Annotated in this window: 27 protein-coding genes; 10 read left to right on the top strand and 17 right to left on the bottom strand. The window is 73.1% G+C overall.

The features are described 5' to 3' along the window. Positions 1-27: 27 nt before the first annotated feature. Positions 28-702: a nucleoside/nucleotide kinase family protein gene (locus M6G08_RS22705; RefSeq protein WP_272589001.1), complete on the top strand. Its 675-nt coding sequence runs from the start codon at positions 28-30 to the stop codon at positions 700-702. On the opposite strand, the gene M6G08_RS22700 is transcribed toward M6G08_RS22705, so the two are convergent. Together M6G08_RS22700 and M6G08_RS22695 are read right to left on the bottom strand one after the other, a co-directional pair. Continuing rightward, positions 697-1119, bottom strand: a complete 423-nt coding sequence (locus M6G08_RS22700) for a DUF3662 domain-containing protein (RefSeq protein ID WP_272589000.1) — start codon at positions 1117-1119, stop codon at positions 697-699. The genes M6G08_RS22705 and M6G08_RS22700 overlap by 6 nt on opposite strands. Positions 1120-1135: 16 nt before the next feature. Then, positions 1136-1300 carry a hypothetical protein gene (locus M6G08_RS22695; protein WP_272588999.1) on the bottom strand — a complete coding sequence of 55 codons (165 nt, stop codon included), beginning with the start codon at positions 1298-1300 and terminating at the stop codon, positions 1136-1138. A 146-nt stretch (positions 1301-1446) separates the two neighbouring features. Here M6G08_RS22695 and M6G08_RS22690 point away from each other — a divergent pair, with 146 nt between their 5' ends. Together M6G08_RS22690 and M6G08_RS22685 are read left to right on the top strand one after the other, a co-directional pair. Next, a complete protein-coding gene (locus M6G08_RS22690; protein WP_272588998.1) occupies positions 1447-2364 on the top strand; it encodes a MurR/RpiR family transcriptional regulator in 918 nt (305 codons plus the stop codon). A 326-nt stretch (positions 2365-2690) separates the two neighbouring features. Then, positions 2691-3071 (top strand): hypothetical protein, encoded by a 381-nt coding sequence (locus M6G08_RS22685; RefSeq protein WP_272588997.1) that lies wholly within the window; start codon positions 2691-2693, stop codon positions 3069-3071. Positions 3072-3097: 26 nt separating this feature from the next. Here the strand turns inward: M6G08_RS22685 and M6G08_RS22680 are convergent, their stop codons facing one another. Together M6G08_RS22680 and M6G08_RS22675 are read right to left on the bottom strand one after the other, a co-directional pair. Next, positions 3098-3586 carry a flavin reductase family protein gene (locus M6G08_RS22680; protein WP_272588996.1) on the bottom strand — a complete coding sequence of 163 codons (489 nt, stop codon included), beginning with the start codon at positions 3584-3586 and terminating at the stop codon, positions 3098-3100. 11 nt (positions 3587-3597) lie between these two features. Continuing rightward, complete coding sequence (locus M6G08_RS22675; RefSeq protein WP_272588995.1) at positions 3598-4437, bottom strand: ATP-grasp domain-containing protein; 840 nt, start codon at positions 4435-4437, stop codon at positions 3598-3600. Positions 4438-4587: 150 nt separating this feature from the next. Between M6G08_RS22675 and M6G08_RS22670 the strand changes: the two genes are divergently transcribed. Both M6G08_RS22670 and M6G08_RS22665 read left to right on the top strand, forming a co-directional pair. Then, on the top strand, positions 4588-5340 hold the full coding sequence (locus tag M6G08_RS22670; RefSeq protein ID WP_272588994.1) for a TetR family transcriptional regulator: 753 nt from the start codon (positions 4588-4590) through the stop codon (positions 5338-5340). Positions 5341-5513: 173 nt separating this feature from the next. Further along, positions 5514-5927 carry a Zn-ribbon domain-containing OB-fold protein gene (locus tag M6G08_RS22665; protein WP_272588993.1) on the top strand — a complete coding sequence of 138 codons (414 nt, stop codon included), beginning with the start codon at positions 5514-5516 and terminating at the stop codon, positions 5925-5927. 21 nt (positions 5928-5948) lie between these two features. On the opposite strand, the gene M6G08_RS22660 is transcribed toward M6G08_RS22665, so the two are convergent. Together M6G08_RS22660 and M6G08_RS22655 are read right to left on the bottom strand one after the other, a co-directional pair. Next, positions 5949-6335 (bottom strand): PPOX class F420-dependent oxidoreductase, encoded by a 387-nt coding sequence (locus M6G08_RS22660; protein ID WP_272588992.1) that lies wholly within the window; start codon positions 6333-6335, stop codon positions 5949-5951. A gap of 50 nt (positions 6336-6385) precedes the next feature. After that, entirely contained in the window at positions 6386-7573 is a 1188-nt protein-coding gene (locus tag M6G08_RS22655; protein ID WP_272588991.1) for a MalY/PatB family protein, read from the bottom strand. Positions 7574-7755: 182 nt separating this feature from the next. On the opposite strand from M6G08_RS22655, the gene M6G08_RS22650 reads away from it, so the two are divergent. Continuing rightward, complete coding sequence (locus tag M6G08_RS22650) at positions 7756-9108, top strand: S1 family peptidase (RefSeq protein ID WP_272588990.1); 1353 nt, start codon at positions 7756-7758, stop codon at positions 9106-9108. A gap of 45 nt (positions 9109-9153) precedes the next feature. On the opposite strand, the gene M6G08_RS22645 is transcribed toward M6G08_RS22650, so the two are convergent. Beyond that, on the bottom strand, positions 9154-9333 hold the full coding sequence (locus tag M6G08_RS22645) for a hypothetical protein (protein WP_073728706.1): 180 nt from the start codon (positions 9331-9333) through the stop codon (positions 9154-9156). Positions 9334-9444: 111 nt separating this feature from the next. Continuing rightward, a complete protein-coding gene (locus M6G08_RS22640) occupies positions 9445-10296 on the bottom strand; it encodes an SDR family NAD(P)-dependent oxidoreductase (protein WP_272588989.1) in 852 nt (283 codons plus the stop codon). A gap of 51 nt (positions 10297-10347) precedes the next feature. On the opposite strand from M6G08_RS22640, the gene M6G08_RS22635 reads away from it, so the two are divergent. Beyond that, positions 10348-10887, top strand: coding sequence for a hypothetical protein (locus M6G08_RS22635; RefSeq protein ID WP_272588988.1), 540 nt, complete (start codon positions 10348-10350; stop codon positions 10885-10887). On the opposite strand, the gene M6G08_RS22630 is transcribed toward M6G08_RS22635, so the two are convergent. The 3 genes from M6G08_RS22630 to M6G08_RS22620 all read right to left on the bottom strand — a co-directional run bounded on the left by M6G08_RS22630 (position 10871) and on the right by M6G08_RS22620 (position 13635). Then, on the bottom strand, positions 10871-11797 hold the full coding sequence (locus tag M6G08_RS22630; protein WP_272588987.1) for an SDR family oxidoreductase: 927 nt from the start codon (positions 11795-11797) through the stop codon (positions 10871-10873). The two genes, M6G08_RS22635 and M6G08_RS22630, sit on opposite strands and share 17 nt — an antisense overlap. Positions 11798-11917: 120 nt before the next feature. After that, positions 11918-12547, bottom strand: coding sequence for an MBL fold metallo-hydrolase (locus tag M6G08_RS22625; RefSeq protein ID WP_272588986.1), 630 nt, complete (start codon positions 12545-12547; stop codon positions 11918-11920). After that, on the bottom strand, positions 12547-13635 hold the full coding sequence (locus M6G08_RS22620) for an S-(hydroxymethyl)mycothiol dehydrogenase (RefSeq protein ID WP_272588985.1): 1089 nt from the start codon (positions 13633-13635) through the stop codon (positions 12547-12549). Before M6G08_RS22620 ends, M6G08_RS22625 begins: the two co-directional genes overlap by 1 nt. A 130-nt stretch (positions 13636-13765) precedes the next feature. On the opposite strand from M6G08_RS22620, the gene M6G08_RS22615 reads away from it, so the two are divergent. Then, the gene (locus M6G08_RS22615; RefSeq protein ID WP_272588984.1) at positions 13766-15520 is read left to right on the top strand and encodes an ABC transporter ATP-binding protein; all 1755 of its coding nucleotides are present in this window, start codon (positions 13766-13768) and stop codon (positions 15518-15520) included. Positions 15521-15592: 72 nt separating this feature from the next. Here M6G08_RS22615 and M6G08_RS22610 read toward each other — a convergent pair whose 3' ends face one another. Continuing rightward, positions 15593-15877 carry a hypothetical protein gene (locus M6G08_RS22610; protein WP_272588983.1) on the bottom strand — a complete coding sequence of 95 codons (285 nt, stop codon included), beginning with the start codon at positions 15875-15877 and terminating at the stop codon, positions 15593-15595. A gap of 169 nt (positions 15878-16046) precedes the next feature. On the opposite strand from M6G08_RS22610, the gene M6G08_RS22605 reads away from it, so the two are divergent. Beyond that, the gene (locus M6G08_RS22605) at positions 16047-16412 is read left to right on the top strand and encodes a nuclear transport factor 2 family protein (RefSeq protein WP_272588982.1); all 366 of its coding nucleotides are present in this window, start codon (positions 16047-16049) and stop codon (positions 16410-16412) included. Between the two features lie 22 nt (positions 16413-16434). Here M6G08_RS22605 and M6G08_RS22600 read toward each other — a convergent pair whose 3' ends face one another. Then, positions 16435-17097 (bottom strand): TetR/AcrR family transcriptional regulator, encoded by a 663-nt coding sequence (locus M6G08_RS22600; protein ID WP_272588981.1) that lies wholly within the window; start codon positions 17095-17097, stop codon positions 16435-16437. Between the two features lie 184 nt (positions 17098-17281). Between M6G08_RS22600 and M6G08_RS22595 the strand changes: the two genes are divergently transcribed. Further along, positions 17282-18538: a YncE family protein gene (locus tag M6G08_RS22595; protein ID WP_272588980.1), complete on the top strand. Its 1257-nt coding sequence runs from the start codon at positions 17282-17284 to the stop codon at positions 18536-18538. 9 nt (positions 18539-18547) lie between these two features. Here the strand turns inward: M6G08_RS22595 and M6G08_RS22590 are convergent, their stop codons facing one another. The 4 genes from M6G08_RS22590 to M6G08_RS22575 all read right to left on the bottom strand — a co-directional run bounded on the left by M6G08_RS22590 (position 18548) and on the right by M6G08_RS22575 (position 20878). Further along, positions 18548-19048 (bottom strand): metallophosphoesterase family protein, encoded by a 501-nt coding sequence (locus tag M6G08_RS22590; protein ID WP_272588979.1) that lies wholly within the window; start codon positions 19046-19048, stop codon positions 18548-18550. 9 nt (positions 19049-19057) lie between these two features. Next, entirely contained in the window at positions 19058-20035 is a 978-nt protein-coding gene (rfbB, locus tag M6G08_RS22585; protein ID WP_272588978.1) for a dTDP-glucose 4,6-dehydratase, read from the bottom strand. Between the two features lie 154 nt (positions 20036-20189). Further along, positions 20190-20369 (bottom strand): hypothetical protein, encoded by a 180-nt coding sequence (locus tag M6G08_RS22580; protein WP_272588977.1) that lies wholly within the window; start codon positions 20367-20369, stop codon positions 20190-20192. A gap of 89 nt (positions 20370-20458) precedes the next feature. Further along, a complete protein-coding gene (locus tag M6G08_RS22575) occupies positions 20459-20878 on the bottom strand; it encodes a CBS domain-containing protein (RefSeq protein WP_272588976.1) in 420 nt (139 codons plus the stop codon). Positions 20879-20926 lie beyond the last annotated feature (48 nt).

The following is a 20926-nucleotide window of genomic DNA, read 5'->3' as shown; positions in this document are numbered from 1 at the left end:
GTCCGATCAGGTGACACACTCTGCGATGTGCCGCTGACTTTCGACGACCTCCTCGCCCGCGCCCGCGCCCTGCCCCGTGGCGGACGGCGCGCGATCCTCGGCATCGCCGGCAGCCCGGGGGCCGGCAAGTCGACGCTCGCCGAACGCCTGGTACGGGAGTTGAACGGGGCCGGCACGCCGTGGGCGGCGCACGTCCCGATGGACGGTTTCCACCTCGCCGACGCCGAACTGGACCGGCTGGGCCGCCGGGACCGCAAGGGCGCGCCGGACACCTTCGACGCGGCCGGGTACGCGGCGCTGCTGGGCCGGTTGCGCGAGGAGGCAGAGGACGGCGGGGCCGCGGACGGCGACGTCGTGTACGCACCGGCTTTCGAGCGGGTGCTGGAGCAGCCGGTCGCAGGCGCGGTGCCGGTGCCGCCATCGGCCCGGCTGGTCGTGACGGAGGGCAACTACCTGCTGCTGGGCACCGGCGCCTGGGCGCGGGTGCGTGCCCGGCTCGACGAGGTGTGGTTCTGCGAACTCGCTCAGGCGGAGCGGGTCCGTCGCCTGGTGGCCCGGCACGAGCGGTTCGGCAAGTCCCACGAGGACGCGGTCGCCTGGGTGCGGGACAGCGACGAGCGCAACGCCGAACTGGTGGCCGCCACCCGGGACCGCGCCGACCTCGTGGTGCCCGAAGGGGCGATGCCGGTCAACCGGTCATGAACCCGCGTGCCTCGGGGGCTTCGCGTGGGGGAAGCCCCCGGCGCTCACGTGCGGCAGCACGCCGCTCGCCACGCGGTAGCGCCCGCCCCCCGGGACGTCGCCCGACCTGGTGACGTGCACGGCCAACGGGCCGGTCCACTCGTAGCCGCGCCGTTCGGCGTGCCGGGCCAGGCTGTCGGTGAGCACCTGGCCCACCTGGCCGCCGCGGCGCGCCAGCTCGTCGTGGACCGCGCCGGCGAGGGCGACGTCGTAGGCGTTGGGGACCAAGACCCGCCCCGCGGGCGAGACGACGGCCTTGCTGTCGCACTCGGTGCGCAGGGCGTCGAGGAGTTCGACGGGGTCCTTGTCGAAGACCCGCGCCCGCAGCGCTTCCACACGGTTCTCGATCGTCTTCTCCAGCGCACTGATCGCGCCCATGCGTATCACCCCGCGGTCATCGCTCGTCGTAGTCGTCGGGGCGGACGTGGGCCTCCTCCAGCGCCTCGCGCATGGTGCGGCCGGTGCCGCCCTGCTGCCGGAGGGTCTCGTCGTTCTCGCGCTGCTCGAGGACGTCGTCGGTGGTATCGGTCTTCGGCCGGTTCTCTTCCGGGACGGTCATGACGGTGCCTCTCGTGCTCGCCGTGGTCGCTTGCCAGACCACGGGTTCCCGGAGGGCGGGGGGCTATCCCCGCCGGATGCGACCGCCCTGCCGGTGACGAGGGGTGAGCTATGTTGACCTCCGTGGGAGACAAAGGAGGCGCACCCGTGCCATCGCCGCAGCAGGCCCGCGCACAGGCATCGGCGATCACCTCGGGACGTACGGCCGAGGAGGCGGAGGTCTCCGCCACGTCCCGGCTCAGGACACTGTTCGACCGGCCGCGTCTGTCCCCGGGGCAGCGGCGCATCGCCCAGTACCTGATCGAGCACCTCACCGAGGCGGCGTTCCTGTCGATCACCGACCTCGCCGACCGGGTGGGCGTCAGCCAGCCGTCGGTGACGCGGTTCGCCTCGGCGGTGGGCTTCAGCGGCTACCCGGCACTGCGCGAGCGGCTCCAGTCGATCGCACTGGGCAGCCGGGGCGGCACCCCGGCCGAGGAGTACCGGGGCAACGAGCTCCAGGCGGCCGTCGACGCCGAGATCGAGAACCTGGAGAACCTGCGGCGCGACTTCGCCGACGCCGACCGGGTGATCGACGTCGGCCGCAAGCTGGCCGGCTCCGCCCCGCTGACCGTCCTCGGCCTGCGCATCTCCGTCTCGCTCGCCGAGTACTTCGCCTACGCGGCCCGCCGGGTCCACCCGGACGTGCGCCTGGTGACCCGCGGCGGCAGCGTCGCGTACGACGCCCTGCTCCAGTCGCGGGAGGCGGGCGGCACCTGGGTGCTGGCCTTCTCCATGCCCCGGCACGCCCACGAGACGCTGAACGCCGTCCGGGTGGCGCGCGGTGCCGGGCTGAGGGTGGCGCTCATCACCGACCTGGCGCTGGGCCCCGTCGTCGACGAGGCCGACGTCACCTTCGCGACGGGCACGGGGTCCCGGCTGGTCTTCGACTCCTACGCGGCGCCCGGCGTGATGTGCGCGGCCCTGCTGCAGGCCATGACCGACGCCGATCCGGAGCGGACGCAGGCCCGGCTGGAGGAGTACGAGCAGGTCGCGGACCAGCACCAGTTCTTCCTGCGGGACTGACCCGGCCGCCGCTCGCGGGTGCGGTCCCGGCGATTGGTCGGCGCAGACAGGGGCCATCCGGTTCAAAGCAGGCATGAATGTTTTCATACGTCTTGCAAAGCGGATGGCATATATAAATACTGCTCACGGATCGCGACCCGGCCGCCCCGGAGCGCGTCCGCACCTGCGCGAACATCCCTGGCCGCCGACTCCTACCCGCTCCGGCGGGTCCGGGATGTTCCGTCGGGCATCGCCTGTGCGAGCGCCCGCGGCGGTCCCGGTCGTCCCCTGGACCGGGACCGCCCCCACCCGTCGCCCACCCCGTCGACGCCGCCACACCGGAAGCGATGATCATGCCCCTGACGACCACGCGCACCCACCCGGACTGGCCCTGCCAGGTGAAGGCGCCCGGCAGTTACGACTGGGAACGCTCGGCGGCCAAGTGGCTGCGCGAGCTGGTGCCGTCGCGCTACGCCGGCTATCCCGCGCTGATCCGCCACCCCGTGCTCCTCGCCCGCCACGCGCAGATCCAGGTCCAGCACGAGATCCGAGTGGCGCGCACCGCCCTGCAGACGGCGCGGGCGGATCTGCCCCGGCTGGGGCTGCACGAGTCGGTCATCGAGCACACCATCAAGCTGTACGCGGCGGAGGTCCTGCAGTTGCAGCACATCGCGCGCAGCGTGCGGGCGGTCACCGAGGCGCTGGTCGAGCGCGGCTCCGGGCGCTGAACCGGCCGGCCCGCCGGGAGCGGGCCTCAGTCCACCGGGTGGCCCGGCGCGATGTCCGCGGCGTCGGAGATCCGCAGCAGCGGGCCGCCGGACTTGCCCCGCCCGCCCCATTCGACGGGGTCGAGGACGAACCCCACGTGGTCGCCGCCGGGGACACGCTCCACGACGCGGCCGACGAACCACGCCTCGGCGTCCTCCAGCACCAACGCCCCGCCGTGGCCGGTGCGCCACCGGGCCCGCTGGAACTTGTCCACCTCGTCGCCGGTCCGCCCGCCGAACAGCTCGGCCGTCTCGTGCTGGTCGCGGGCGAGGAGGTGCACGGCCAGTACGTCGGCGGACCGCGCCACCCGGTAGGTCCGGTTGACCTCCGAGAGCCACACGGCGTACCGGACCGGGTCGAGGGAGCACTGCGAGGAGAACCCGACCAGGCACCCGGCCCGCTCCCCGCCCGCGGCGGCCGTCACCACGCACATGTCCGGGTCGAGCCGGTCGACGAACACGTCCATGCCCGCCATGGTAGAGGCGTTCAGGCCGCGAGGAGGCGCCTGAGGGCCGCCCGCAGGGCGGTGACGAAGGAGTCCCGGCGTGTCTCGTCGAGGGCGTCCAGCGACAGGTAGGGGTTGAGGTCCTCCAGCTCGACCAGGAGCAGCTCGCCGCCGGGGGCGCGGCAGGCGTCGACGCGCTGGATTCCGTGGTCGATGCCGTTCCACTCGATGAACCGCCGGGCGAACTCGAGGTCCCGCGCGGTGGCGTCGTACGGTTCCAGCCGCCAGCGCCGGCCGGGGTCCGGCGCGTACAGGGCGTACTGGAACGCGTCGTCGACGAAGTAGAAGGAGACCTCGTACGCGAAGTCGACGCGCGGCTGGACGAGCACGTCCCCGGCGTCGTCGTCGCGCAGTGCCTGCCGGAGGCCGTCCGCGGGCACGATGCGCAGGCCGGCCGAGTCGGCGCCGAGCCGGGGCTTGACGACGTACTCGTCCGCCGTCGGCAGCAGGTGCAGGTCCTCCGGCCGGCCGACTGTGGGGATGACCGCCTCGCCCGCGGCGCTCAGGTCGAGCAGGTACTGCTTGCCGGCCATGTCGGCCCGGCCGGTGAGCTGGTTGTAGACGCGGGTGGAGCGCTCGGCGGCGCGCTCGCGGAAGGCTTCGTACGCGGCCCGGTGACCGAGCACGGGGCCGCTGTTGCGGACGACGACGGCGTCGAAGGCGTCGAGCAGCGCGGCGGCCTCACCGGGATGGCACAGCGCCAGGTCGAACTCGTCGCGCAGGCGGGAGCTCAGGAAGATGTCCTCGTCGCAGTAGCGCCGCCCGCGCGCCTGGTAGGCCAGGTCCGTGACGTAGAGGAGACGGGGGCGGGCGGACGGCATGCGGAACACCTCGCGGCTGATCGGAACTCCTCGGGACTGACCGGAAGTGATCGTATGCGATCGGCGCTGCGATCCCCACGAGTGCACTCAGTTCCCTCCTCCGGCTGCACTGAGTGCCATGAAGGGCGGTGAGCTGCTACGTTCCCCCTCATGAGCTCCAGCAGTGCGGCGCCCGGCCGCGGGGACGGCACCGCCGCGGCGGGTGCCACGGATGCGGCGGGCGGCCGTCCGCCGATGCGCGAGGCACTGGTCGCGGCGGCGTTCCGACTGTTCCTGGAGCGGGGCTACGAGCAGACGACCATCGACGACATCGTCGCGCTCGCGGGAGTCGGACGGCGGTCGTTCTTCCGCTACTTCCCGTCCAAGGAGGACGTGGTCTTCCCCGACCACGAGCGGTGCCTGGCGGACATGACGGCGTTCCTGGCCGCCTCGCCCGAGGACGCCGACCCGGTGGCGCGGGTCTGCGACGCGGCCCGGCTGGTGCTGCGGTTGTACGCCGAGAACCCGGACTTCTCGGTGCAGCGCTACCACCTCACCAAGAAGGTCCCGGGGCTGCGCGCCTACGAGTTGTCGGTGGTGTGGCGCTACGAGCGCGCCCTCGCCGAGTACCTGCGCGCACGCCTCGGCGCACGGCCGGACGGGACCCTGGAGGCGGACGTGATCGCGGCCGCGGTGGTCGCGGCGCACAACAACGCCCTGCGGTCCTGGCTGCGTTCGGACGGGCGGGACGACGCGGGCGCCGCGGTCGACCACGCGCTCGGGTACGCGCAGTCCGCCTTCGGCAGCTCTCCCGCGCCGCCGCCGGCCGCCGGGCAGGAGGACGTGGTCGTGGTCGTCACGCGGCGCGGCGCACCCCTGTGGCAGGTCGTGCGGGAGGTCGAGGCGGCGTTCGCCGGCGACTGACCGGCCCTCGGCGACGGAACCGCTCCGCCCCGCAATCGAGGGTACCGAGTGCCTTTACCTGTGGCACGCAGTGCCATAGCCTGAGCGTGTGCACGGTGGCACGGTCACCCGCACACGCGTGCCCGGGCGACCGCGCACGCGGATTCCGGCTCGAGTGCAGGGAGTTGACCAGCGTGTACCACCACTCAGGAAACGTCGCTCAGCAGACGGCCGGCTCCGCGACGGGCGTGCTCGACCCCAGGGCCCCGGAGTCCGAGGCGATCCACTTCCAGCGCTGCACCTGGTGCGGCACCGCCATGTACCACCGGGTGCTGTGCCCCGTCTGTCGCGGCAGCGACCTGCGGACCGAACGCAGCGAGGGCACGGGGACGGTGCGGCACGCCACGGTGGTGCACCGCAACACCCCGGCCGCGCGCAACGTGTCCCTGATCGAGATGGCCGAGGGCTTCGTGCTGCGCGGCCGGGTCATGGGCCCGCTCATCGGCATCCACAGCGGCGACCGGGTCCGGCTGTCCACGGCCCAGGACCCGGTGCGGGGCGAGCCGGTCTTCCAGCTGGTCGACGAACCGTACCGCGCCTGGACGTGAGGGACACGGCGCCCCGGCCGCTCAGGGAGCGGAGGTGATCCGGATGCCCACGGTGCCGTCGGGGCCGCGGCGCAGCCGGCTGCCCAGGAGGGTGAGCCGCCCGACGACTCCGTACTTGCGGGCGATGAGCCGGCGGTAGCGGCCGGTGGTGGCCGGGTCGCAGATCTCCGCCGTCGCCGGGACCTGGTCGCCGGTCGGCCGGCCGCGCAGGTCGCAGGGGCCGACCAGGACGTCCGCGCGGTTGCGGATCCGCTTGACCTTCCAGGAGCCGGCGGCCGTCCAGACGCCGAGCGCGTCCCCGTCCCGCACGACCCACACCGGGGTGGCGACCGGGGTGCCGTTCTTCCGGAACGTGGTGACCAGCAGGTACTTGCCGGCACTGAGCCGGGCCATCGAGACGTCGTCCATGCCGGGAGTCTAGGTGCGCACCGGTCCGGTGGGCGGCCCGGCATCTCCCCTCAGTCCCGGTCCAGGGCCGCCGCCATCCGCCGTACCGCCTCCGTGATCACCTCCGTCGACGTCGCGAGGTTGAGCCGCAGGTGTCCCGCGCCGCCGGTGCCGAAGGGGATGCCGGAGCTGAGGGCCACCCGGCCGCGCCGCAGGAAGACGTCCGCCGGGTCGTCGCCGAGGTCCAGCGGGCGGCAGTCGAGCCAGGCCAGGTAGGTCGCCTCGCCGGGACGGTGGACCACGCCGGGCAGGTGCTCGGCGAGCAGGCGGGTGAGCAGCCGCCGGTTCTCCTCGATCCCGGCCAGCACCGCGTCCAGCCAGGCGGTGCCGTCGCGCAGGGCCGCCGTGTGGGCGAGGACGCCGACGTGGCTCGCTCCGTGGCCGACCTCCTCGGGCATCCGCGCCAGGTCGGCGCCGGCACCGGGCCCGGCGAGGGCGAGCGCCGCCTTGAGCCCGGGCAGGTTCCAGCCCTTGGACGCGGACATCAGCGCGAGGCCCCGCTCGGCGCCGGGCACGCTCAGGTACGGCACGAACCGCGCGCCGGGGCCGGTGACGACCGGGGCGTGGATCTCGTCGGCGACGACCCGGACGCCGTACCGCTCGGCGAGCGCGGCGACGGCGGCCAGCTCGTCGGCGGTGTGGACCGTGCCGGTGGGGTTGTGCGGGTTGCACAGCAGGTAGGCGGCGCGCCCTCCCCCGGCGACGGCCCGCCGGAACTCCTCCTCCAGCACGCCGAGGTCGAGGCGCAGGCCGGCGTCGAGGGGCGCCTCGACGACGCGCCGGTCCACGTGGGTCACGAACGCGTAGAACGGCGGGTACACGGGCGGGTTGACGATCACCGGGTCGCCGGGTCCGGTGACCAGCTCGAGCATCTCGACGACGCCCAGCATCACGTCGGGCACGATCGCGGTGCGTTCCACGGCGAGGTCGTCCCAGCCCCAGCGCTTGCCCGCGAAGGCGGCCAGGGCCTCGGCGTAGGCGGTGCCCGCGGGGTAGCCGGTGTCGCCGAGTTCCATGGCGTCGGTGACGGCGCGCACGACGGGCGCGGCGAGCGGAACGTCCATCTCGGCCACCCACAGCGGCAGCACGTCCGCCGGGTGGGTGCGCCACTTCATGCTCGTACGGCGGCGCAGCTGGTCGGGCGTGAGGGCCTGGAGGGGGTTCGTCTCGCCGGACTGGTGCTCCTCGAAGCTGGTCATGGGCACAAGATAGGCGGCGACGGTGCGCGCGGGAAACGGTACCGGAGGGGCGCCGGGGACCGGACGGGGCCGCCCGCACGGTGAACGCGGACGTGCCCGCCCCCGTATGGGAGGAGGGCGCTCGATGTCCGGAGGGCCCCCGCGGCGGTGACGCCGTGAGTACCGGGTTCGGGAGCGCACGCATGAGGCACGCACGACGACGCATCGTCCGGCGAGTCGCACGACTGGCGGCCGTCGGCGGACTGCTGCTCGGGGGGACGATGGTCACCCGGGCCGTGGCGGGCGAGCCTCCCGACGCCGCCGTGCCGCACACCCTGGCGCGGTCCGCGTCGGGCACCGGCGCGGGCCTGGTGTCGCGGCTGGGCACCGACCGTACGGCGGGCCACTGGGTCGGCTCCGACGGCCGGCCGGTCGTCGCGGTCACCGACGAGCGGGCCGCGCGTGAGGTGCGCCGGGCCGGCGCCGAGGCGAAGGTCGTGCGGCACAGCATGTCCGAGCTGAGGTCCGCGACGTCGACGCTGCGTTCGGCACCTCGGGTGGCCGGGACGGCGTGGGCACTCGACTACCGGACCAACGAGGTGGTGGTGCGGGGCGACAGCACGGTCTCCCGGTCCGACTGGTCCCGGCTGACGGACGTCGCCGAGGGCATCGGCGGCTTTGTCCGCATGGAGCGCACCGAGGGAGCCTTCACCACGCGCCTGAACGGTGCCGAGCCGATCCTGTCCACGGCCGGGCGCTGCTCGGCGGGCTTCAACGTGACCGACGGGCGCGGCGACTTCATCCTCACCGCGGGCCACTGCGGGCCGACGGGGTCGGTGTGGTTCGGGGACGGCCGGGGCGAGCGGCGGGTCGGCGCGACCGTCGCCGGGAGCTTTCCGGGGGACGACTTCTCCCTGGTGGAGTACGCGGACGGCGAGGCGGGCGACGGCGCCGACGTGGTGGCCGTCGGCGGGGGCAAGGGGGTGCGCATCACGGGTGTGGGTGAACCGGCCGTGGGCCAGCGGGTGTTCCGCAGCGGCAGCACCAGCGGGCTGCGCGACGGCCGGGTGACCGCGCTCGACGCGACGGTCAACTACCCGGAGGGGACCGTCACCGGGCTGATCGAGACCGACGTGTGCGCGGAACCGGGCGACAGCGGGGGGCCGATGTTCTCCGAGGGCATCGCGCTCGGCGTCACCTCGGGCGGCAACGGCGACTGCGACAAGGGGGGCACGACGTTCTTCCAGCCGCTGCCGGAGGCCATGGCGTCGCTCGGTGTCCGGCTGCTCGTCTCCGAGGAGGAGGAGGGGGCGGCGCCGGGAGCGGCGCCCTCCGCGCCGGCCGGTGCCGGCGGCGGTGCCGCTCCGGGCGCCGCGGCGCCGGTGACGGGTGTCGACGGCTCGACGCTCCTGTCCCGGCTCACCGACCGCAGGAACGTGGGTCCCGGCATGCTCGTCGTCGCGGGCAGCATGGTCGCCCTGGTGGCGACGCGCTGGATCCGCGCGGAGCAGGACCGCAAGGCGTACCGGCGGCGCTACTCGGCGACGTGGGGGTGATCCCGGGCCGGGGCCGCGAGGCGCGGAGGAGGCCCGGGCCGCCGGTCAGGCGGCGTGCTCCGGGTCCGCGGCGGCCCACTCCATGACGAGCCGCTGGTACTCCTCACGCTGCTCGACGCTCAGTGTCCCGCCCGACCGGAGCCACAGGGCCCGGATCTCCTCGTTGACCTCGGCAGCCGATCGCTCGGAGGAGGGTTCAACAGTGGTGGACATGCTGTGAAGCATACGGCGCCGGGCGTGAAGGCGATGTGAGTAATCGCCAGCCAATCGGACATAACGGACCGTGTTGCTGGTCACGTCGATCTTCTCATCTGTCAAGAGCTGCGGGCGAGTTCGTTACCCGCGGCTGTGTTCTGCCGCACATGCCCCGCCCGTTGTGTTCTCCACCACTTCCCCGCCCGCCTCCGGCCCGACCGCGCGCCGGAACCCGGTGTTCACGGCGGTCAGCCCGCCGTCGACGACCAGTGTCGTGCCGGTGATCCAGGAGGCGTCCCGGGAGGCGAGGAAGGCGACGGCCGCCGCGATGTCCTCGGGTTCGCCGACCCGGCCCAGCGGATACAGCCCCCGGACCGCCGCCAGGTCCTCGTCCCGGCCCTCCCACGCGGTGGTGCGCACGGTGCCCGGCGTCACCAGGTTGACGCGGACACCGCGCGGCGCGGCGTGCCCGGCGAGGGTACGGGTGAGCGAGGCGAGGCCGGCCTTGGCGGCACTGTAGGCGTGGTTGCCGAAGTCCTGGACGCCGTTGACCGAGCCGACGCTCACGATCGCGCCGCGTCCCGAGGCCGCGAGGTGGGGCAGCGCGGCGCGGCAGCAGCGGTAGGCGCCGGTGAGGGTGACGTCGAGGTCGCGGGCCCAGGCCTCGTCGGCCTCGTCCTCGAAGAACGGGGCGTCCGGCGTACAGGCGTAGGCGTTGTTGACCAGGACGTCGAGGGTGCCGAAGGTGTCCGCGGCGTGGGCGACGGCGGCCTCCACGGACGCCCGGTCGGTGACGTCGCAGCCGAAGGCCTCGACGCCGAGTCCCTGCTCGGCCAGTTCCCGCGCCGTCCGCCGCGCGGCGGCGAGGTCGACGTCGGTCAGCAGTACCCGCGCCCCCTCCGCGGCCAGCCGCCGGGCGGTGGCCGCGCCGATGCCGCGGGCCGCGCCCGTGACCAGTGCTCCGTGGTTCGTGAAACGCCCTGTCTCCGTCATGGGCACCGACCGTACTGCCGGAACGATCACCGCGGCGGCTAACGTGCCCGCATGTCCGTGTTCTTGCAGCAACTGCCCGCGCTCATAGGCGTCGTGATCGGTGCCCTCGGTTCGTATCTCGCCGTGGTCCGCAGTGACCAGGCCCGGTTCCGCCGGGAGACGGCGGCGCGCTGGGAGGAGCGCAGGCTCGCGGTGTACGCCGACTACGCCCGGGCTCTGAAGGCCTCCGTCACGCTGACGTACCGGATCGCCGCCCACCTCGGCAACGACCCGCACCCCCATCCGCTGAGCCCGGAGGAGGCCGCGTCGGCCCAGGCCGAGGCCACGCTCGCCCGGGACCCGGCCGGGGAGGCGCTGCTCCTGCTGGGCAGCAGGGAGGTCGTGGAGATGGCGCGGGTCTGGGTCGTGGCGGTACTGGACATGGAGCGCTTCCTGCGCGAGGGGACGCGCGACCCGGAGGCCTGGCAGGTTCTGCTGGACCGGCAGCGCGCCGGCCGCGAGGGTTACTACTCGGCCGTACGCGAGGATCTGGCCCTGCCGCCGGGTCACGCGGCCCGGTGGCCGCTGCCGCCCGTCAGCGGTAGCCGGTGACGTCGGCCGGCTTGCCCGCGTCCTGGACCTCGACGAGGTAGCGCCAGGCGTCCGGGCGGCTGCCGTCGAGGTCGGTGAAGCCGTACTCCCGCGCCAGGCCTCCGCTGGACAGGGACTTCCCGTTGAGGCGCGACACGTGCGGGTCGGTGGCGAGGGCGGTGACGGCGCGGCCGACGTAGCGGGGTGTCTCCGAGATGGCGAAGTGCGGGACGCGGTCGAGGGCGTCGCGCCAGTTGTCCTCGCGCACGCCGAAGTGGTCGAGCATGATCTCCGAGCGCAGCCAGCCCGGGGTCAGCGCGACGGCGGTGGCGCCGTGCGGGCCGACCTCGTGACCGAGGGCGAAGGCCATGCGCAGGACGGACGTCTTGGCGAGGTCGTAGAAGAACGAGACGCGGTAGTGGTCGCGGTTGTAGTCGTCGGTGCCGTCGGTGACCTCCACGACCAGTCCGCCGGGGCGGCGCAGCAGCAGCGGCAGGGCGTGGTGACTGGTGACGGCATGGGTCTCGACCGCGAGCCGCAGCAGCCTGAGCCCCTTGTCGAGGTCGTGCTCCCAGACGGGGCTGTCCCATGCGAAGAGGTGCTCGCCGCCCCAGATGTCGTTGACCAGGACGTCGAGGCGGTCCTGCTCGCGGGCGACGCGGTCGACGAGCGCGGCGACCTGCGTGGGATCGAGGTGGTCGGTCGGTACGGCGATGCCGTGGCCGCCGGCCTCGGTGACCAGGTCGGCGGTGTCCTCGATGGTCTCCGGGCGGTCGTACTCGGAGCGGCGGGCGCGGGTGCTGCGGCCGGTGACGTAGACGGTGGCGCCGGCCGCGCCCAGTTCGACGGCGATGCCGCGTCCGGCGCCGCGGGTCGCTCCGGCGACCAGCGCGACCCTGCCCGCCAGCGGCTTGTTCGGTGATTGTGCCATGTCCGGCTTCCGTTCCTCTCCCACGACTGCTGCTGATCTCGTGTTCGAGGGTGCCTCGGAAGCCGGACATCTTCTGTCACCTTTTACGGGTGTTTCCCGCCGGTGCCGTCGCGCACCGGGTCAGTGACCGCGCTTGATCCACTCCTCCAGGTGCGGTGCCTCGGCCCCGATGGTGGTCGGGTCGCCGTGACCGGTGCGGACCTCGGTCTCGGGCGGGAGCACCAGAAGCCGGTCGCGGATCGAGTCGATGATCGTCGGGAAGTGGGAGTAGGAGCGTCCGGTGGCGCCGGGGCCGCCCTGGAAGAGGGTGTCGCCGGTGAAGACGGTGCCGAGGCCCGGGTCGTAGAGGCAGACCGCGCCGGGCGCGTGCCCGGGGGTGTGCAGGACGGTCAGGTCGGCGCCGGCTGCCTCGATGACCTGGCCGTCGGTCAGCCAGGCGTCGGGGTCGCGGTCGGGGTGGGTCCGCTGCCACAGGGGCATGTCGTCGCGGTGCAGCCAGATGGTGGCACCGGTGCGCTCGGCGAGGGCGGGCGCGGCGTTCACGTGGTCGTTGTGGGCGTGGGTGCACACGATGGCGGTGAGCCGGCGGTCGCCGACGGCCTCGGCGATGGCGTCGGCGTCGTGGGCGGCGTCGATGACGATCACCTCGTGGTCGTCGCCGACCAGCCAGACGTTGTTGTCGACGTCCCAGCTGCCGCCGTCGAGGCTGAACTGCCCGGAGGTGACGAGGCGTTCGATGCGGGCGGTCATCACAGCACCACCACCGAACGCAGCACGTCACCGGCGTGCATCCGCTCGAAGGCCTTCTCGACCTCGTCGAGCCGGATGGTCTCGGTGACGAACTTGTCCAGGTCCAGGCGGCCCTGGAGGTGGAGGTCGATGAGCATCGGGAAGTCGCGGGAGGGCAGGCAGTCGCCGTACCAGGAGGACTTCAGGGAGCCGCCGCGGCCGAAGACGTCGAGGAGCGGCAGCTCCAGATTCATCTCGGGCGTGGGGACGCCGACGAGGACGACGGTGCCGGCCAGGTCGCGGGCGTAGAAGGCCTGCCGGTAGGTCTCCGGGCGGCCGACGGCCTCGATGACGACGTCGGCGCCGAAGCCGCCGGTCAGTTCGCGGACCGCCTCGACGGGGTCGGTCTCGCGGGAGTTGACGGTGTGGGTGGCGCCCATGGAGCGAGCGGTCTCCAGCTTGCGGTCGTCGATGTCGACGGCGATGACCTTCGCGGCTCCGGCGAGGTGGGAGCCGGCGATGGCCGCGTCGCCGACGCCGCCGCAGCCGATGACGGCGACGGTGTCGCCGCGGCCGACGTTGCCGGTGTTGATGGCGGCGCCGATGCCGGCCATCACGCCGCAGCCCAGCAGGCCGGCCACCTGAGCGGAGGCACCCGGGTCGACCTTGGTGCACTGTCCGGCGGCGACCAGCGTCTTCTCGGCGAAGGCACCGATGCCGAGGGCCGGGGAGAGTTCCTGGCCGGTCGAGGCCAGCGTCATCTTCTGCTCGGCGTTGTGGGTGTCGAAGCAGTACCAGGGGCGTCCGCGCAGACAGGCCCGGCACTTGCCGCACACCGCGCGCCAGTTGAGGATCACGAAGTCGCCGGGGGCGACGTCGGTGACGCCGGCACCGACCGACTCGACCACGCCCGCGGCCTCGTGGCCGAGCAGGAAGGGGTAGTCGTCGCTGATGCCGCCCTGCTTGTAGTGCAGGTCGGTGTGGCACACCCCGCAGGCCTGGACACTGACCACGGCCTCGCCCGGTCCGGGATCGGGCACGACGATCTTCTCGATCCGCACCGGTTCGTCCTTGCCCGGTGCGATCACGCCGCGTACTTCCTGCGCCATGGTCTGGACCCCTTCTTCGGCCGTTCAGCGTTCCCCCCGAGCCTACGCGCAACTGATCGCCAAGGAACGCTCCGACCGTGTTCGGGGCCCACGTAGCCTGATGTCTCCGCCCACCTGCCGAAGGAGTGCCGTGAGCACCGCTGGGACAGAAGCCGGTCAGCCCGCCTGGCGGCAGCTGCTGACGTACGTACGGCCGCACCGCAGGGCCCTGTTCGCGGGCGCCGTGCTCTCCCTCGTCACCGGCGCCACGGGGCTGATGCTGCCGCTGGTGGCGCGGGAGCTGATCGACGACCTGTCGCACGACCGTGCCATCACCGGCGCGCTGCTGGCCATGTCGGGACTGGTGGTCGCCAACGCGGCGCTGGGCGCGCTGGGCGGGTACGTGCTGCGGCGCACCGCCGAGTCCGTGGTGCTCGGCGCGCGGCGCACCCTGTCGTCGTATCTGCTGCGGCTGCGGATCACCGCGGTGGACCGCACCGAGCCCGGCGACCTGATGGCCCGGATCACCTCCGACACGACCCTGCTGCGCGAGGTCACCACCGACTCCCTCGTCGGCCTCGGCACCGGCGGGCTCACGCTGGTGGCGACCCTGGTGATGATGGGCCTGGTCGACCCGGTGCTGCTCGGGGTCACCCTGGCGGTGGTCGCCGGGGCGGGGACGGTGCTGGGCCTGATCGTGCCGCGCATCAACCGGGCGAGCCGGCAGGCGCAGGACGCGGTGGGCGTGATGGGCGCCGCGCTGGAGCGGATACTCGGCGCGCTGCGCACGGTGAAGGCGTCCGGGGCCGAGCCCCGGGAGGAGCGTGCGCTGCACGAGGCCGCCGAGGAGTCCTGGCGGCAGAGCGTGCGCGCCGCCAAGTGGTCGGCGGCGGCGGGCAACACGGCCGGGCTGGCGATGCAGACCGCGTTCATCACGGTGCTCGCGGTGGGCGGGGCCCGGGTGGCGACGGAGGCGATCGACATCGGCACGCTGGTCGCGTTCCTGCTGTTCGTGTTCTACCTGATGTCGCCGATACAGGAGGTCGTCTCCGCGATCACGCAGTACCAGACGGGCAAGGCGGCGCTCGCCCGCATCCAGGCCGCGCTGAGCCTGCCCGCGGAGCCCGCGGCCCGTCCCGCGCCCCTGCCGTCGCCGGGCTCGGAGCCTGCGTCCGTCGCCTTCCGTGACGTCCGCTTCCGCTACGCCGACGACCTGCCCTACATCCACCACGGGGTGACCTTCGAAGTGCCGTCCCGGGGGATGACGGCTTTCGTCGGTCCGTCCGGAGCGGGCAAGACCACCGTATTCTCCCTGGTCGAGCGGTTCTACGATCCGGTCTCGGGGGAGATCTCGCTGGACGGCCGGAGCCTTGCGGACTGGGACCTGGCCTCGCTGCGGGCCGCGATCGGTTACGTGGAGCAGGATGCGCCGGTGCTGTCCGGTTCGCTGCGGAACAACCTGCTGCTGGGCAACCCGGAGGCGGACGACGCCGCCGTCGCCGCGGTGGTGAAGACGACCCGCCTCGATTCCCTGGTGGCGCGGCTGCCGGACGGCCTCGAGACGCTGGTCGGGCATCGCGGCACCAAGCTGTCGGGCGGTGAACGCCAGCGGGTCGCCATCGCGCGCGCCCTGCTGCGCCGTCCGCGGCTGCTGCTGCTCGACGAGGCCACCTCGCAGCTGGACGCGGTCAACGAGGCGGCGCTGCGCGACACGGTGGCCGACGTGGCCCGTACGACGACGGTGTTGGTCGTCGCGCACCGGCTGTCCACGGTGACGATGGCCGAGCGGATCGTGGTGATGGACGCGGGCCGGGTCCGGGCCGTGGGCACGCACCGGGAACTGGTCACCGCCGATCCGCTGTACGCGGAGCTGGCGGCCACCCAGTTCCTGGCCGCCGGCGGCTGAGTCCGCCCGCGGCACGCCGCCGAGGGCCGCCCGGTGCCGGGCGGCCCTCGGCGGCCTGGTGCGCGCGGGTCGTCAGCCGAGCGCGGGGACGGCTCCGAACAGCGGGGAGACGAGCCCGGTGACCTGCTGGAGCTGGTTGAGGTCGTTGAGCCGGTTCAACTGCTGGGAGGGCCGCGGCATCCGGGCCCGGTCCTCGGCGGGCATGTCGCTCACCGCGAGCGAGTCGAGCGTCTTGGTCACGCTGAGCTTGTCGGCGCCCAGCGCGCCACCCTCGGCGGCGCTCGCCATCGGCGCGGCGAGGCCGGCGACACCGGCGGCGAGCCCGACGGCGGCGGCGATACGTCGTGTTGAAGTCATGTCCTGAGCAACGGTGCCGGGCACCGGACGGACACGGGCGGGCGGCGCCGCTCACCCGACGGGACCAGTCGCCCGGCCGCGTTGCCGTGGGCGCCCGGACGGAGGAGGCTCGGAGTAAGGGCCCGTGCGGCCCGCCCCCTCGGGCCGCGGTCTTCGAAAGGAGGTCGTCATGAGCGCTCAGGCCGGCCCCGGCTTCGACGTCGAAGCACTGCGCCGGGGCATCGAAGGAGAGACGGCGGCGCCCCTGGTGTCGCTCTACGCGCCGGACGCGGAGGTCCGCATCGTCGACCGGTACGACCAGCCCAGCCGCCCCAAGGTCCTGCACGGCCGGGACGAGATCGCCGAGATGCTCGACGACGTGTACAGCCGCGACATGTCGCACCGGCTGACCCGGTGCCTCGTGCAGGGCGACCAGGTCGCCTTCACCGAGGAGTGCGTGTACCCGGACGGCGTGCGGGTGCTCGCCGAGTCGATGCTGTCGCTGCGGGGCGGCGCGATCGCCGAGCAGACCACCGTCCAGGCCTGGGACGAGTGACCGGAAGCGGATCGGTCTCCGGTCACGTCTGGCCGGCCCCCCAGCCGGGGGGCCGGAGCACGGCCAGGAGCTGGCGGACCAGTTCGTCGACGACCTCGTCCAGGGTCGCGTCCACCCAGCCCGCGCTGTAGTCGTGCAGCAGGCCGTTGACGCCGCCGATGAAGGCCGTGGCGGCGAGCCGGTAGTCGCGGGACGCCGCCTCTCCGCGCGCGGCGGCGGACTCGGCCTCGGCGCGGATGAGGTCGACCCAGCGGGCGCGGCGGGCCAGCCGCTGCTCCTCCAGGCGGGGGCTGACCCCGATGATCTCGACGAAGGTGATGCGCACGCGACGGGGATCGGAGGTGACGTCGGCGGCGTAGGCGCGGAAGATCGCGCCGGCGCGTTCGGGCAGGGGCAGCCCACGCGCGTCGGCCGCCGCCGCGAGGACGGCTCGCTCGGCCCAGTCGTTGACCTGGAGGTGCAGGGCGGCGAGCACGTCCTCCAGGGTGCGGAACTCCTCGTAGAACTGGCGGGTGGACAGACCCGCGGCCTCGCTGAGGGCGGCGACGGTCGTGGCGCGGTAGCCGGGGGTGTCGCCGAAGAGCTGGAGCGCGGCGTCGAGGAAGCGCCGGCGGCGCTCGGCCTGGCGTTGTGCGGCGGACTTGCCGCCGTAGCGTCCCGTGGGCGCCCTGAGCCTGCCCGCCACCCGCACCCCCTGCCCGCCACCGCCATTTCCCCACCCGCGGCCAATTTTGTCGTGTACGCGGTCTTGTGGAGAAGGGCGTTCCTTCCTTACTTTGCAGTAAGTTCACTCTGAAAGCGGCTGTGTTCAGAATGCGCGCGCCAGCGCGCCAGCGCCCCCGCCACGCCCACCGCCAGAGGAGAGCAGCATGCCCGCCCATCGAACCAGGCTCCTCCGCGCCGCCGCCGTCGCCACCGCACTCGCCCTCGCCGCCGCTCCCGTGACCGGCGCGGCGGCCGCCCCCGACTCCCCTGCCGCTCTGCGCGAGGTGATGTTCGTCGGCAACAACTGGGACGGCACCGCCGACGTCATCCGGTCCACCGGCGACTTCGCGAGAATCGGCCGGATCGACGTCATCCCGGACAAGGCGGAGCGGATGGCGGAGATCAACGCCGACCCGATCAAGTGGATCTACTTCCAGGCCATCCGCAACAGTGTCGGCGAGGGGCATGACCAGTTCGTCGATGACATGTACTCGACACCGGACGGCTCGTCGGTGGTGGTCTCCCGGCCGAGCTTCGCGGACGTCGTGTCCGTGGACCTCGCCACCGGTGACATCAACTGGCGCTTCCCGGTCTCCGGCTACCGCTCCGACCACATGGCGGTCTCCCCCGACGGCACCCGGGTCGCGGTGTCGGCGTCCACCTCCAACACCGTGCACGTGCTGGACATCGAGTCCGGGGAGGAGCTCGGCTCCTTCCGTACCGGCGACAAGCCGCACGAGAACATCTTCACCCGCGACGGCAGGTACATCTGGAACATGTCCATCGGCGAGGTGAACACCGCGCTCGACGCCCCCTGGCTGGACTGGACCAAGGGCGACCGGCGCATCACCGTCGTGGACGCGACGACGTACGAGCAGGTCAAGGTGATCGACATGCGCGAGCGCCTCGACGCGATCGGTCTCGGCGACCGGTCCGACGCCGTGCGGCCCGCCGTCTTCTCGCCGGACGAGTCCAAGCTGTACTTCCAGGTGTCGTTCTTCAACGGCTTCTTCGAGTACGACATCGCCACCGACCGGATCACCCGCACCAAGACCCTGCCGGAGAACCCGGCCACCGACGACGACCGCACGACCTGGGTCAACGACTCGCGCCACCACGGCATCTCCATGAGCCCGGACGGCACCAAGCTCTGCGTCGCGGGCACGATGGACGACTACGCGACGGTCGTGGACCGCGCGACGCTGCGCGAGGGCCCGCTGGTCAACGCCGCGAAGCCGTACTGGGCCACGGTCAGCGGCGACGGCACGCACTGCGTGGTCTCCGAGAGCGGCGCCGACCAGGTGACCGCCATCGACTTCGCGACCGGCGAGAAGTCGGTGTCCGTCCCCGTGGGCGACCACCCCCAGCGGGTGCGGATCGGGCACGTGGCGGCGGACTGGACGGGCCCGTCCGGCGGCTGAACCGGCCCGCTACCGCCGCGGCAGCCGGTGCAGTTCGACGTCCCCGAGCCGGCCGTCGGCGACCGTGGCCGTCATGTAGGTGCAGTACGGCTGTCGGCGCCGGTCGGTCGGCGAACCCGGGTTGAGCAGCCGCAGGCCGGTGTCGGCGGTGGTGTCCCAGGGGATGTGGCTGTGTCCGAAGACCAGGACGTCGAGGTCCGGGAAGCGGGCGGCGCAGCGCCGCTCGCGCCCCTGGGCGGCGCCCGTCTCGTGGACGACGCCGAAGCGCAGGCCGCCGAGGTCCGCGTATGCCACCTCGGGCAGCCGGGCACGCAGGCCGGGCCCGTCGTTGTTGCCGTACACGCCGACGAGCCGTTGGCTGCGGTGCTCCAGCAGGTCGAGGGTGTCCGTGTCGACCCAGTCCCCCGCGTGCACGACGACGTCGGCGCGCGGGATCTCCGCCAGCAGCGCTTCGGGCAGTTCCTTCGCCCGCTTCGGCAGATGGGTGTCTGACATGAGCAGCAGTCGCACGGAACCAGCCTATGGGGCGGACCCCGTCCTTTGCTTGAGCGTCTCCCACCAGGCCCGGTTGGCCCGGTACCAGGCGACGGTGCCGGCCAGCCCTGCCGTGAAGTCCCGGCCGGGACGGTAGCCCAGTTCGTCGCGGGCCTTGCTCCAGTCGACCGAGTAGCGCAGGTCGTGGCCCTTGCGGTCGGCGACGTACTCGATCCGGTCCCGGCCGGCGCCGCAGGCGTCGAGAAGCAGGCCGGTGAGTTCGCGGTTGGTCAGTTCGGTGCCGCCGCCGATGTTGTAGACCTGGCCGGCCCGGCCCCGGGTACGGACCAGGTCGACGCCATGGCAGTGGTCGTCCACGTGGAGCCAGTCGCGGACGTTGCGCCCGTCGCCGTACAGCGGGACCTTCCGGCCGTCGAGGAGGTGGGTGACGAACAGCGGCACGAGTTTTTCGGGGAACTGGTACGGGCCATAGTTGTTGGAGCACCGGGTCACCCGCACGTCCAGGCCGTGGGTGCGGTGGTAGGAGAGGGCGAGCAGGTCGGCCGACGCCTTGGAGGCGGCGTACGGGGAGCTGGGCCGCAGCGGATACTCCTCCGTGGCCGAACCGGACTCCAGCGAGCCGTAGACCTCGTCGGTGGAGACGTGCACGAAGGTGTCCGCGCCGTGCCGCAGGGCCGCGTCCAGCAGGGTCTGGGTGCCGACGACGTTGGTGAGCACGAAGTCGGCGGCGGCGCCGATCGACCGGTCCACGTGGGACTCGGCGGCGAAGTGCACCACTTGGTCGGTGCCGGCCATCAGTTTGTCGACCAGCGCGGTGTCGCGGATGTCGCCGTGCACGAAGTCCAGCCGGGGGTGGCCGAGTGGGAGGGCGTCGAGAGTGCCGGCGTAGGTGAGGCTGTCCAGAACCGTGATCCGCGGCGCGTCGGGGGCGTCCGGGGCGAGCAGTGTCCGGACGTATCGGGAGCCTATGAATCCGGCTGCGCCGGTGACCAGGAGGTTCATGGACGGTTCGGTGCCTTGCAGGGGGTGGGGCGGGCGGGCGGGAGCCTTTCGCCGACATTACCCGCGGGCCGCCCGTGGCGGCGGCCGGTCCGGACGCGCACCGCGCCGGCACATGGCCGGCGCGCTGGGGTGTCCTTCGTGTCTCCGGGACGGTTCAGTCCTCGCCCCTGACGATGTTCGACTCCTGCCCCGTCCGCGGTGCGTGTGCGCTCGTGCCGTCCTCGACGGCCGGTATCCAGGTGCGCATCGCACCCCGGCCACGCAGCCGTCGGGCCGTGGACCAACCGGTCTCCTGGCGGCGGGCGACGGGTTTCTCACTGGTGTCCGTGGTCACGGAGCATCATCTTCCTTCTGCTTTCTGTGTCCGGCACCGTCGCCCGACGGGTCCCCCGGCGCATTCTCGTGAAACACCGGGCCCGGCGCCTACGGGTTGGGCCGGGCCACGCTGATGTCGCCCAGTGCCGACTCCGGATCGCGCTCCATGGCCAGGTCGCCGAGGGAGACGATGCCGACGGGGCGGCCGTCGTCGACGACCGGTACCCGGCGCACGGCGTGTTCGCGCATCACCTCGACGGCGTGGTCCAGCTGCTCGTCGGACCGTACGGTCACCAGGTCGTCGCTGCACGCGCCGGCCACTGTGGTCTGCTCCGGGTCGCCGCCGTCCGCGACGGACCGGATCACCAGGTCGCGGTCGGTGACCAGTCCGCGCAGTGCGTCGCCGTCCGTGACCAGGACGGCACCGAGGTCCCGGTCGCGCATGAGGCGGGCCACCGCGGTCACGGAGGTCTGCGGCTCCACGGTCACCGGGTGGCCGGTCATGATGTCGCGGACGTACTGGGTCATGACGTGATCCCTCATTCTGCTGCTCGGTCGTGGTGTGGGCGCCGGGTA

It is taken from the genome of Streptomyces sp. M92, assembly GCF_028473745.1.
Taxonomy (GTDB): domain Bacteria; phylum Actinomycetota; class Actinomycetes; order Streptomycetales; family Streptomycetaceae; genus Streptomyces.
The sequence above is the reverse complement of the archived record's forward strand: the minus strand, read 5'-3'. Positions and strand labels throughout refer to the sequence as shown.